General features: G+C 36.5%; 8 protein-coding genes and 1 tRNA gene. 4 read left to right on the top strand and 5 right to left on the bottom strand.

From position 1 onward, the window contains the following. Positions 1-197: 197 nt before the first annotated feature. From MUW73_RS02660 to MUW73_RS02640, 5 genes are all read right to left on the bottom strand, one after another. On the bottom strand, positions 198-1,511 hold the full coding sequence (locus MUW73_RS02660) for an MATE family efflux transporter (RefSeq protein ID WP_243018660.1): 1,314 nt from the start codon (positions 1,509-1,511) through the stop codon (positions 198-200). A 267-nt stretch (positions 1,512-1,778) separates the two neighbouring features. Continuing rightward, positions 1,779-3,488, bottom strand: coding sequence for a single-stranded-DNA-specific exonuclease RecJ (gene recJ, locus MUW73_RS02655; RefSeq protein ID WP_243018659.1), 1,710 nt, complete (start codon positions 3,486-3,488; stop codon positions 1,779-1,781). An 11-nt stretch (positions 3,489-3,499) separates the two neighbouring features. Then, positions 3,500-4,192, bottom strand: a complete 693-nt coding sequence (locus tag MUW73_RS02650) for a tetratricopeptide repeat protein (protein WP_243018658.1) — start codon at positions 4,190-4,192, stop codon at positions 3,500-3,502. Between the two features lie 5 nt (positions 4,193-4,197). Next, a complete protein-coding gene (pdhA, locus tag MUW73_RS02645; RefSeq protein ID WP_243018657.1) occupies positions 4,198-5,232 on the bottom strand; it encodes a pyruvate dehydrogenase (acetyl-transferring) E1 component subunit alpha in 1,035 nt (344 codons plus the stop codon). Between the two features lie 230 nt (positions 5,233-5,462). Next, positions 5,463-5,536: transfer RNA gene (locus MUW73_RS02640), tRNA-Arg, on the bottom strand. 102 nt (positions 5,537-5,638) lie between these two features. Between MUW73_RS02640 and MUW73_RS02635 the strand changes: the two genes are divergently transcribed. The 4 genes from MUW73_RS02635 (at position 5,639) to MUW73_RS02620 (ending at position 12,131) form a co-directional block, all read left to right on the top strand. Next, complete coding sequence (locus MUW73_RS02635) at positions 5,639-6,307, top strand: ABC transporter ATP-binding protein (protein WP_243018656.1); 669 nt, start codon at positions 5,639-5,641, stop codon at positions 6,305-6,307. Between the two features lie 57 nt (positions 6,308-6,364). Then, the gene (locus MUW73_RS02630; protein ID WP_243018655.1) at positions 6,365-7,750 is read left to right on the top strand and encodes a hypothetical protein; all 1,386 of its coding nucleotides are present in this window, start codon (positions 6,365-6,367) and stop codon (positions 7,748-7,750) included. 95 nt (positions 7,751-7,845) lie between these two features. Further along, positions 7,846-8,868, top strand: coding sequence for a DNA polymerase III subunit delta (gene holA, locus MUW73_RS02625; RefSeq protein ID WP_243018654.1), 1,023 nt, complete (start codon positions 7,846-7,848; stop codon positions 8,866-8,868). A 278-nt stretch (positions 8,869-9,146) separates the two neighbouring features. Then, positions 9,147-12,131, top strand: coding sequence for a tetratricopeptide repeat protein (locus tag MUW73_RS02620; protein WP_243018653.1), 2,985 nt, complete (start codon positions 9,147-9,149; stop codon positions 12,129-12,131). Positions 12,132-12,484 lie beyond the last annotated feature (353 nt).

Genomic DNA, 12,484 nt, shown 5'->3' with positions numbered 1-12,484 from the left:
TGATTTTTTGGTTACTTTTTTATCAAGAAAAAAGTAACAACAAAAATTCATTTTCTACTAATTGCGTCAACGCAAACCAAAGAGTTGCTAAATATAATCGAAGAAAAACCACAGTCGTGAACGAATACATAGAAAAAGGAATATTATACTTTAATACTTCTTGTACCAGTTTTTGAAACGTTACAAACATATCTCTTTCAAGAGCAAATGTTTTTTTTATTATATTTTTTTAAAAATCGAACAAAGAGTATACTTCCTGACATTAAAAAAGCCATAATCTTGCTTATCCAAACAGATGGAATCCCCAGGTTTATCACTTTGATAAGTACATAACACAAGGGAATACCTATTAACCAATTGCTTAATGTAGCAATCAAAAATGGGAAAAACGTATCCTTTAATCCCCTTAAAAGTCCTAAGCTGATCGTATAAAATCCATCTGCAAAAATAAGCAATATGGCTAAAGGAATAGAGGAAGCAATCATGCTATAGTCTGTTGCACTCCCTTGATAACATACAGTAAAAATAAAAAATGAATAACGGACTATAAAAAAAGCTAATACCAACATAACCATACCAGTAGTCCCATAATATATCCAAATAGATTGTTTTTTTTCCTTATGATTGAAACAACGGGTTTGCTTGACTAAAGTAGAAGCTGCTAAAGAAAAACCCCAACTAATCCCAATAGGTAAACTAATTATATTGTCTAATATAGCATTGGCTCCTTTATATAATGCCCCAAGATTTCCTACTATAAGCCCTGTAAAAGAAAAGAAAAAAAATTCTAAAAATAGTTGGCTTCCAATAGGAATACCTAAAGTTAATAGCTTTTTTATATATTGCCTATCAAAGTAGGATAGGATCAATAGATGTTTAGAATCAGTTTCCAATCTTTTCCATACATATGGCATAAGTGCTATTGCCATCATAAATCTACTACATAAAGTCGCTATACCTGCTCCAACAAGACCATTTGTAAAATGGCCTATGTTAACATATATAAACAAATAATTCAGTATGATATTAGCAATCAATCCGATCATAGTTACTATAAAAATAGGTTTTGTATGCCCAAGGCCTTCTAAATAGCGACAAAAAGTATTATAAACCATCGTAGGAAAGATAGAGCAAGCCAGCCATGGCATGTAGTATGGAACCATCTCTACTGCTTGTGTATCTTGTTTAAGATAAGGTAGCCAATGAATCATACATAATAAAAAGCCAGCAAAAATTATTGACCCAAGTACATTAATAAATAAGCTATTAAAAAACCATTTCGTATTTTCATGTATGGTTTGGTGATTGAGTTTTTCTATAAAAGGCTGAATGCCATAAGCAACACCAGCAGGAAAAATAGAGAAGACAATAGATAGATCTATACTTATAGAAACAGCAGCTACGGAAATCATACCTAAATGAGCAATCATAAGTAAGTCCGTAATAGGGATTAGATAGTGTACCATCATACTTAGTATGATAGGAGTAGATAGTTTCAAAAAATGGATCATGTAAAAAGCTTTATTGCTTGAAATTAACAGTATTAGTTATACATAAATGGGTTAAAGTTTTTAAAAAAATTAAAGCCTTTTACCAAATTAGCATATTTTTTATTACCTATTATAATCACCAATGCAGTCTGATGATGCATTCATAAGGATGAAGGACGCTCCGTTTTGGGTGCACTTTTGCCCCAGTAGTGAATGGATACGTAAAATAGTTGTGCTCAGCAAGTGACGGTTACAAATGCAATAGAAATACCTTTGATAAGGCTGACTTCAAACAATAGATGGTCCTGCTTTAATATCCTTGATCATAAACTGTAAAGATTTATGGCCTAAGTAATAATTATACCCTATGGTATAGGCCATAGCAAAGGGCTTACCAGTAGCAACAAGTGGTAGATAACCTCCCAACCCAAAGCCTATGGCTTCATAAGAAGCCTGACCATCTATTTGATATACCTCTAGTTTAAGATGTTTTTCTTTAACCAAATGACATTTACGAGCATAAACTTTTTCACTAGCAAATACAGGTGTGGCATTGCCTGGTCCAAAAGGAGCCATTTGCATCAATATGTTTACAAATTTTTGTGTAATAGCCTGAAAAGAAATAAGGGCATGAATGCTTTGCTGAGGAATCAATAAATCATCTGTAATGGTTGCTGATACTACTTCCTCAAATTGTTGTTGGAATGTAGTCATATGTGCTAGCGGCATGGTTAGACCTGCCGCAAAAGCATGCCCACCATATTGGTCTAGAAGCGGACTGCATTCGGAAATAGCTTCATAAATATTATACCCCGGTATGGAACGAGCAGAGCCAGTGGCTTTACCATCAGCAAGGGTTAAAATTACAGTAGGCCTGTAGCATTGTTCAATGCAACGGGAAGCTACAATGCCAATAATACCTTTGTGCCAATCTGGATTAAAAAGCACTGTACTTTTGGTTCCATAAGCGTTATTTTCTATCATGGTCAAAGCTTCTTGCGTAATCGTATAGTCGAGGGATTGACGTAAGAGATTCTGTTGATTGATAGACTGTGCTAACTTATAGGCATTTGCTAGATCCTGTTCTATGAGTAACTGAACGGCCAAAGAGGCATGGTTCATACGTCCAGCAGCATTAATCCGTGGGCCTATTTTAAAAACAATATCAGAAATGGTAATCGTAGCCGAAAAGTAGCCTAATTCCATTAATGCTTGTAGCCCCGGACGAGGGCTGTTTTCTAATTGTTTAATACCGTAGTAAGCTAAAATCCTATTTTCATCTACCAAAGGAACAATATCACAAGCGGTACTAACGGCCACAAGATCTAAATAATCATAAAGCATATCCGGCTTTAACCCACACTTTTGACATAAAGCTTGTAATAACTTAAAACCTACACCACATCCTGATAATTCTTTAAAAGGGTAAGAACAACTTGGTTGTTTTGGATCTAAAATAGCATAAGCTGGTGGCAAACTAGCTCCTACTTCATGATGGTCACAAACAATCACATCTATGCCCCGCTGAACGGCTCGAGCAATGGGTGTATAGGCTTTTATACCACAGTCTAAGGTGATGATAAGCTTAATACCATTTTGATAAGCACTTTCTATGGCCTGCATAGAAACCCCATAGCCCTCTATCATTCGGTCTGGAACATAATAACTTAGTGTTGCACCAGGTAAGGATCGAAGAAAACCATAAACCATAGCAACAGCTGTAGTACCATCTACATCATAGTCACCATAAATTAATATTTTTTCTTTGCTATTTATGGCACGGTGCAAACGGGCTACCGCTTGTTCCATCCCTTGCATTAAAAAAGGATCATGCAATTGAGATAAAGAGGGGCGAAAAAAATCCTTGGCCGCTTGAAAAGTTTCTATTTCTCTATGCACCAAAATGGATGTAATAGCAGAAGGGGTACCCAGGACCTTTTCGAGTGCTGCTACCTTATCAGGCTTTTTAAAAGATTCAATAACCCAACGTTTCTGCATAAACGCATCAACTATAAATATAAAGTTGCTGACAAACGATTAGATTCTTTAATGGCCAAACTACTGCTATAGTGAGAGGTTGGATATTTTGCTATAATTTCTTGGTAGCAATCATAAGCCTGTTTATATTGCCCATCTGTTTCAAAAGCGATAGCCGCTTTAATCAAATAGCCAGGGCTATATACACTATTTTCTTTATAGTGAGCGGCCTTCATATAATAGATAGCAGCTTGTTTATGATTTTTTTGTTCACTGTGTGCATCACCCATTACAGACCAAGCACGGGCTTGCAAGATAAAATCTTTAGCCTTAAACCTACTTAAAAAAGCTAAGGCTTCATCATATTGTTTTTGGTGCATGTAGGCAATACCTGTATAAAAACAAGCTAGATTTGCAGTGGTAGTACCAGGATATGCTTTAATAATTTCCAACAAGCCTTTATGAACGCCATCTCCCTTTAACGCTTTATCAAAATCGCCTGCTTCAAAATGATAAACCGCTTGAAAAGCCTCATCCTCTGCTTTTAAACTCTTTATTGGTTTGCGATACAAAAACCATAGCCAAGAAGCAGCTGCCATACAAGCGATCAAAAAGAATAAAATATACCACTTTTTTTTGCTGTGATTGAGCTTTTTTAAACTTTCTTTTTCCCGGCTATTCGCTATAATCTTTCTAGGAATACTGTTTATATCTATGATTTTCATAAAATTTAATGCTGAAGAAATGGATAATCTTTTTGTTTATACACATAATCATAAACCGTTGCTGGATCTGGAAACGAAGATTGCTCTGCAAAAGCAACTGCTTGCGCAATTTGATCTTTTACTTTTTGTTCCATAGCTTCCAATGCCGCTTCATTTGCAACTTTCTTTTTTAGAATCAACGCTTTAAGCTTGAGAATCGGATCTTGCTCTTTGTAGACTTCTACCTCGTCTTTGGTACGATAAGTAGCAGGGTCAGACATTGAGTGGCCTCTATAACGGTAGGTTACAAACTCTAATAAGCTGGGGATACCTTTTCTAGCTTTTATGGCTGCTTGTTCCACAGCACAGTGTACAGATTCTACACATAAGCCATCTAAACGCGCTGCATCCATAGCATAACTGCTGCCCAATCGAAAGAGTTCCGTTACATTAGAACTCCGTTCTACTGAAGTACCCATGGCATACCCATTGTTTTCAATAACAAAAATGATGGGTAACTTATAAAGCATGGCTAAATTGAAAGCTTCATGGACAGCCCCCTGACGCACTGCACCATCGCCCATAAAAGTAATGCACAGATTGCCGGTTTTTTTATATTGTTCAGCAAACGCAATACCTACCCCTAAAGGGACGTGTCCACCCACAATGCCATGACCACCTAGAAAATGACGAGCTTTATCGAACATATGCATAGAGCCACCATATCCTTTAGAAACACCAGTAGCTTTACCATAAAGCTCAGCCATTACTTGACTAGGGCAGGTTCCCAATGCAATCGGATGAGCATGGTCACGGTAAGCAGTAATGTATTTATCCCCTTGGCGCAGTGCCGTAACAGCGCCAGCTATACAAGCCTCTTGACCTGTATAAAGGTGACAAAAGCCTCGAATTTTTTGCTGTCCGTAGAGTTGAGCTGCCTTATCTTCGAATTTACGTATCAGCCACATCATCTCATACCATTGCCCATAAAAAGGCGAAAGATCTGCCCTACTAATAGAGGATAAAGGAACTTGTGTTTTATCTATAGTTGAAGAGATCATGGTTATACTTGGTTGCTATCATTATCATTAAGCAAAATTACCCAACTAACGACAAAAAATCAAAAAAGTAAAGTATTATAGCTGTTCGGCAAATTGACAAATAAGGATAGATAGCCGATATGGCTTTTGCTGATCATTTTATACATTATACTTTGACAGAATTAACCTAAAGTATATAGAAACAAATTAGTACTTTTTCCCATTTTTTTCAGCCCATTATATGTAAACCGTGCGCTCGGAAGGACTCGAACCCTCAACCTTCGGAGCCGAAATCCGACGTTCTATCCGGTTGAACTACGAGCGCGTAATCAAAAATTTATATATTTTAGGTTTTACTCAAGCCAAATGGGGTCTTCAGTAAAATGGTAAAAATTTAGACTAAAAGTACAAAACTTTATGCAGATATATGCTTATAGCCAAAGAACTTTGTAAATCTTATCATGCCTACAAAATCCTGAATCAGGTTAGCCTATCCATCCATGCTGGAGAAATGGTGGCCATTATGGGTCCCTCTGGGGCGGGTAAAACTACTCTATTACATCTTTTATCTACCCTAGATAAGCCAGATAGTGGTTCCTTAACGTTAGATGGAGAAGATCTTACAGCACTGGAAGGTAATGCATTGGCAACATTTAGAAATAAAAAAATAGGTTTCGTTTTTCAATTTCATAACCTTTTACCTGAATTTACACTTTTTGAAAATATTTGCATCCCTGGTTATATTGGCTCTTCTTCTAAAGAATCAGTAGCTCAAAAGGCCAATGATCTTTTATCTTTGTTGGGCATTAGCCATCGAAAAAACCACTTGCCAGAAGCTGTTTCTGGTGGCGAAAGGCAGCGTGCAGCGGTAGCTAGAGCATTGATCAACCACCCGGCTATTGTTTTTGCGGATGAACCAAGTGGTAACCTGGATGCTAAAAATGCACAAATGCTACATACCCTTTTCTTAGAGCTTTCCAAACAATTAAAACAAACTTTCGTCTTGGTAACCCATAACCAATCGCTAGCCACTATGGCAGATAGAATTTTATTACTAAAAAATGGTATATTAGAACCAAGGAAAAGCGTAGATTGAAACTATATTTAGCTGTTCCCTGCTACTAAAATGCTTATAACATACAAAATAAACTATATGCTTAGTAAGATATATACAAAGGTTATGTTAACTATGGCTTTGACCTCCATTCCATGTTATGCGTCAGAGTCAAAAGTATCTGCTAGACAGAATAGCCATAACCATGATAACCATGGTTACGTAGACTGTCATTCCTGGGCTGCTTATTTACATCATCATCCAGGTTATAAACCCTATCATCCAGTTACTAATATTAAAAAACATGGATGTAATTGGGGTACCTGGGTAACTTTTCCTCAAAAAATTGAAGCTATACAGGCCAGGGTAGGCCATATTGGTACTCCCTTGGAATTGTGTCGGTCAAAAGATTTTTTAGTAATCTATAAGCATCCTCGCTATTATGAAGAAGCTTTTTTCAATTATATAGTAGACAAGCGTTATACTTTAGAGCAAAAAAAAATTGCTGCATACGCTATGAGCAAGCACTCATATACCTATTGGGAAAGATTTTGCCAGCTATATAAGAAAAAAGAAATAGAGCTCCCTCTTTTAGAGTTGATGCTTGCTATTCATATAACTAATTCTTTTAATGATTGCCATTTTAAGATTATCCCGACAAAAAAGATAAAGCGAGTTGCTCCTGCCTTGGAACGTATTCAAAATAATATCCCAAAAGATTCGTCTTTGCATAATCATCTTAAGTCTATATTAGTAGATAACCAATTACCAAAGTTATGGGATAAGTATCGCATAGATTATTCTGGTGACATTTCACGTTTTTATTATACTGATTATTATACTGAGAACTTCCTGTTTTATGATATTCTTACCGATGCAGTCAAAGAGGCAGACTATGTAATAAATGGTGAACCCGGTAGTAGTCCGTTTCATTTAGATCGCTACCCTTACTTTTTAATGGTTATGGAGCATCCTGAGACGTACTACCCTGCTCATTGTGAGCTTGGGCCAAGAAATCAAAGAGAACAAGACAAATCAAAAAAATATACAGATGGTATAGATGTATTGCGATATAAAGGATATACAGATGAAGAAAAATCTATGGCTATATTTGGTATGTCTCAATTAGGTGTAACAGATAGCCGTGAATCCTCCGGTTATTATGCCTTTATGATAGACCATGCTATAGAATGGTATAAGCTAGGCAACCTTTCGGTACACCATTTATTAGAATTATTTATATGTAATTTTCCTACATTCTATAAATATCCTTTTTTTATTTTAGATTATAAGGAGGAAGCTATACAAAAAGCTTTGAACAAATTTATAGCAGAGCCTACTATACCGGAAGGTATTAAAGAAGTTGCCCGTAAAGTCAAAAATGGTACTTTAGCTACTAAAGAAGAAATGGACTATATGCAAGGCTATCGTACTTTCCGAAAAACGCATTTTACCTTGTATGAAACGATTGTTCCTCGTGGTTAGTACCTTACTTATTTCAACCAATAGCCCGCTGCGTTGAATAACTTTACTGTAATAGTATAACGCATATAGTGCATATTTAACTGGGTAAGCTTTATATGATTCAATCCGCCCAAACAGTTCTCCAAGACTTGCATAAAGGTATTTATCAACCTATTTACTTTTTGCAGGGGGAAGAAGTATACTACATTGATGCGATTACCGAATATATCGAAGAAAAACTCCTGACACCAACTGAAAAGAATTTTAATCTAACCATTGCCTATGGCAAAGAATGCAGTATGGCTACACTGCTTACCCAAGCACGTCGTTTTCCAATGGCCGCTACTTTACAAGTGGTAGTTGTAAAAGAAGCACAAGAGATGGCAGATTTAAAAAATGCTACGGGTCAAAAGTTATTGTTACATTATTTAGATCATCCACAGCCCACTACCTTATTAGTCTTTGCCTATAAATATAAAACCATAGATGGTCGTACTGCCTTGGGTAAAGCCTTAAGCAAAAAAAATATGCTGGTTACTGCCAAAAAGCTCTACGATCAACAATTACCTGCTTTTATTAAATCCTGTGTGAAAAACCTAACATTAACTATAACAGAAGAAGCTGCTTGCTTAGTAGAAGGCTATATAGGTAACGACCTGACCAGAATCACTAGTGAGCTCCATAAATTACGTATTAACCTTACGCCAGGTAGCACTATTACCCATAGCATCGTAGAAGCTTATATAGGTCTGCATAAACCTTTCAATGTATTTGAACTACAAAAGGCCATTATGCAAAAAGACTACCCAAAAAGTTATCAAATCATTCGTGTTTGCGCATCTAATGCAAAGGAACATGCTGCTCTTCCGATTGTAACCATTCTATATAATCTTTTTGCTAAGCTACTTATATTGCATCAAACCAAAGAAACCGTTCCTACTAAAATTGCTCAGCAAATTGATGTAAATCCTTATTTTATACAGGGATATCTTCATGCGGTGCAAAACTATACAGTTCATGAAACTATGAAAAATATCACCTATCTCCATCAAGCCGACTTACAGTTAAAAGGAATTGATTCTAATCTTAATGACTATCAAATTATGAAGGGATTAATTTTTAAATTAATGCACCCATAAAGTGCTTGCTAAGCTTACTTTTTTATCTAAAAAAAGGCCTCTTGCAAAACCTATTTGTGATCAGCCATTTTTAGGAGCAATGGAGCTAAGTACCGCCAAATACTCGATTATTGGAGGAACATATAGAAGCATCGACACCAACATGGCCATTAGTAATAGGTTTTGTAAGAGGTATATGTAAAAGAGCGCTAAGAAAATAGTTGTATAGTAAATAGAAATCCATATTTTGGCTAGTGTGAAGAACTACTGATGTTTGAACCTAAAATATCCATATATCCATGCTGCAACCCATATATTCCGCCATTTTAATTGCCATTTTCCTAATGGCTATTCCTTATCAAGGATTCTCTATGACCAACGACCAGCTGAGACCATTTGCACAAGCTATTTTTCATGAAGGCATATGGCTTTTTAAGCAACATCAATATGCAGCAGCCGAAAAGTACTTTCAAGCCTATTTGAACACCCAAGGAAAAAAGTATAACAAAGAAGAGGCTGCTTATCATATAGCACTATCTGCTTTAGCCAATCAAGACCGGAATCTAGCAATATTTTTGCAGTATTTTATAACCAGATACCCTAGAAGTCGATACATAGAAACGATGCGCTATTACTTGGCAAAATGCTTTTTTGAATCAGGTCAATTTCCTAAAAGCCTCTCTTTATATCAAACTATTCAAGCAGATTGCTTAGCCCCTAAAGAGCGCATAGTCCTTGAATATGCTATAGGGGATAGTTATTTACAACTAAAAGATTGGACCCATGCAAAAAAGTATTTTACAACTATTAGCGATAAAAACCATCCTTATTACCATGCGGCACAATTACAGATGGCCTACATCGCTTTGCAGGAAGCAGATTATGATGGTGCACTTGTAGCACTTGAAAAAGCTAGTGAAAAATACAGCTTAGAAGCCCAAAGTTTAACGTTAAAGGTATACCATAAAGCCGGCCAATTTGAATCATTACTTGCCTATGTAGGGCGTTATCCAGATGCATCTTTTAGCAAGCAAGACCATCTAGTTATTGCAGACGCTTATTTTTTTCTCAAGCAATATGCAGCAGCTATTACCCATTATCAGATAGCCTTAGATAATCGAACAGACCGGATGACGCGCGCTAAGCTAGGCCATGCTTTCTATGAAACAGAACAATATGCTAAAGCAGTTGCTTGTTTGCAGCAACTGCTTCATCAGACGACAGATTATGCAAGTCAAATAGCTGCCTACTACAGCGGTCTTATCTATGAAAAAGAGGGTGCTATTCCAGCAGCTATAGCTGCTTTTTCTAAAGCAGAAGGGTTAAGATTTGATGGAGAGCTAAGTGATTTGGCTGCTATCAAAGTTGCCGGCTTGCGTTACCAGCAAGGCGCTATTACAGAGGTTATAGCAGCCATGACTGCTTTTGTTGAAACCCATCAGGAAAGCAAAAACCTTTCCACTGCACAAGCCTTACTAGTACAGTGTTACTATAAAACAAAAGCTTATCAACGCGCTATAGATTATATAGCCACACTGCCCTACAAAACGGAAACACTCTTAAAGTTGTACCAAAAAGTACTTTTTTACCAGGGAATAGAAGACTATAATCAGGATAGGTTAGAGCATGCCATACAATACTTGCAGCAATCGCTTGTTTTTCCTTTTAAACCATCTTTAGTCTTACAAGCTCAGTTTTGGTTAGGAGAAGCTTTTTCTGCACTTGGTAAATATGAAAAAGGGTTAAAGTTTTATACAAAATGTATGCAACAAGGTAATTTAAATACACTCTTTTATGAAAAAAACCTATATGGCCTAGCTTATAGTTACTTTAACACTGGCGCGTACACCACTGCAGCTAAAACCTTTGAACAGTATATAGCGATTACGCAAAAACAGCCAGCTGCTACCCACTACGATGCCATTCTTCGATTAGCGGATTGCTATTATGTCAAGAAAGATTACCAACAAGCACTTAAGCTATATGCAGATGTGTATACCTATCATCCTGCTCACGTTCGTTACCAGGAAGCATTGATTTATCAAGCCTTAGGAGACAATCCTCGGGTAGAGCGTTGTCTGCAAGAAGTCCTTACCAACCATACAGAAACCATATATTATGAAAAAGCATGCTATCACAAGGCCTGTACTATATTTAATGCAGGTAACTATCAAGCAGCTATTCAAGCATTTAGCCATCTCATGCAAATAACGTTAACTAGTGATCTACAACCAGAATTATTAATGAAACGGGCTCTTGCTTATGAAAATATTCAAAGATATGAAGAAGCTGCTGCCGACTACGCAGCTATTTTAGACCAATATCCTAGCCATACCCATGCAGAAAGTGCTTTAATGGCTTTATCAAACCTATGTTCTACAAAAAGAACATCTGACAAAACAGAGGTTTACTTAGAAAAGTATGCACATATAGCTAAAAAAATAGCTAGTCATTCTGATGAGCGTACCATTGGCAGAGCTAAGCAGCTCTTTTACAATCAAGCTTATGCAAAAGTATTGCAACAGTTGACTTGTTTTGATAAACAGTATCCAGGTAGCCCATTGCTTGGAGAAGCTTATTTTTTAATCGCAGAAAGTTATTATAGGCTACAAAAGCAGAACGAGGCAATCAGCTATTATAAAAAAGTAGTAGCCACTCCCCCAACAACTTGCCATAAAAAAGCATATCTAAGAATAGCTGATTTAGCTTACGAAGGCAAACGTTTTCAAGAAGCTGTCACCTATTACCAAAAACTACAGAAAATGCAACTGACGCATAAAGAATATCACCAGGCCTTAATTGGACTTATAAAAGGTAGTTTTATGCTAAAAAAATATCAAATTACCACACCTGCTTGTTTAGAATTATTGAATAGTGCTAAGGAAGCACCAATTGAAATGATACAACAAGCTTCTCTTTACCTTGGTAAGGTAGCTATGCAGCGAGCAGAATACAAACGTGCTAAAAGCCATTTTTTAAAAGCCAGTAGACCATTGCATACGATTACTGCAGCAGAAGCACAATATCTATTGGCCCATGTAGAATTTAAATTAAAAGCGTATCAACCCTCTTTAAATATTTTATTTGATCTGGTGGAAAAATTTCCACAGAATAACGATTATATAGATCGTGCCTTTCTACTTATGGCAGATAATTATATCATGCTAGGGAATTTTAGGCAAGCTAAAGCTACCTTAGATTCTATGATCAATAACTCCAAGGATCAAAAACAAATTGCACTGGCTAAACAAAAAAGAGGTAAGGTGGTCGCAAGGTTACAATAGGAAGTGTACAAGTAGTATCTTCAAAACATTAGTACATCGAGCATTTTTAACCTATTTATATAGCATCTGCTGAGACAATGGCGTCAACTTAAGGATGACCACCATTGATACATAAGCCGTAAGGCATTTTTATCTTATTTTTTTCTTGATAAAAAAGCAAACGCTCTGTAAAAAGTTTCGGAAATCATCTATTAAAGCTGGAAAAACAGAACTCACTCGCTCGGCGGGTTCAAACGTATCTGTTCCTGATACTGGTAAAAAATGAATTTTTTAAAACTACTTTTTCCTTGATAAAAAAGTAAGCAAAAAATCAAGCCCTGGTAAAAAGTTGCGGCAAGCGCCCCTTACAGCTG

The sequence above is a fragment of the Candidatus Cardinium sp. cByotN1 genome, from assembly GCF_022810525.1.
Taxonomy (GTDB): domain Bacteria; phylum Bacteroidota; class Bacteroidia; order Cytophagales; family Amoebophilaceae; genus Cardinium.
This window is presented reverse-complemented; position numbering and strand designations above follow the sequence as displayed.

Excerpts from the sequence above, each read along its gene's own strand:
- pdhA (WP_243018657.1), bottom strand. The coding sequence starts at position 5,232 with ATGATCTCTTCAACTATAGATAAAACACAAGTTCCTTTATCCTCTATT.
- MUW73_RS02635 (WP_243018656.1), top strand. The coding sequence starts at position 5,639 with ATGCTTATAGCCAAAGAACTTTGTAAATCTTATCATGCCTACAAAATC.
- MUW73_RS02630 (WP_243018655.1), top strand. The coding sequence starts at position 6,365 with ATGCTTAGTAAGATATATACAAAGGTTATGTTAACTATGGCTTTGACC.
- MUW73_RS02660 (WP_243018660.1), bottom strand. The coding sequence starts at position 1,511 with ATGATCCATTTTTTGAAACTATCTACTCCTATCATACTAAGTATGATG.
- MUW73_RS02650 (WP_243018658.1), bottom strand. The coding sequence starts at position 4,192 with ATGAAAATCATAGATATAAACAGTATTCCTAGAAAGATTATAGCGAAT.
- recJ (WP_243018659.1), bottom strand. The coding sequence starts at position 3,488 with ATGCAGAAACGTTGGGTTATTGAATCTTTTAAAAAGCCTGATAAGGTA.
- holA (WP_243018654.1), top strand. The coding sequence starts at position 7,846 with ATGATTCAATCCGCCCAAACAGTTCTCCAAGACTTGCATAAAGGTATT.
- MUW73_RS02620 (WP_243018653.1), top strand. The coding sequence starts at position 9,147 with ATGCTGCAACCCATATATTCCGCCATTTTAATTGCCATTTTCCTAATG.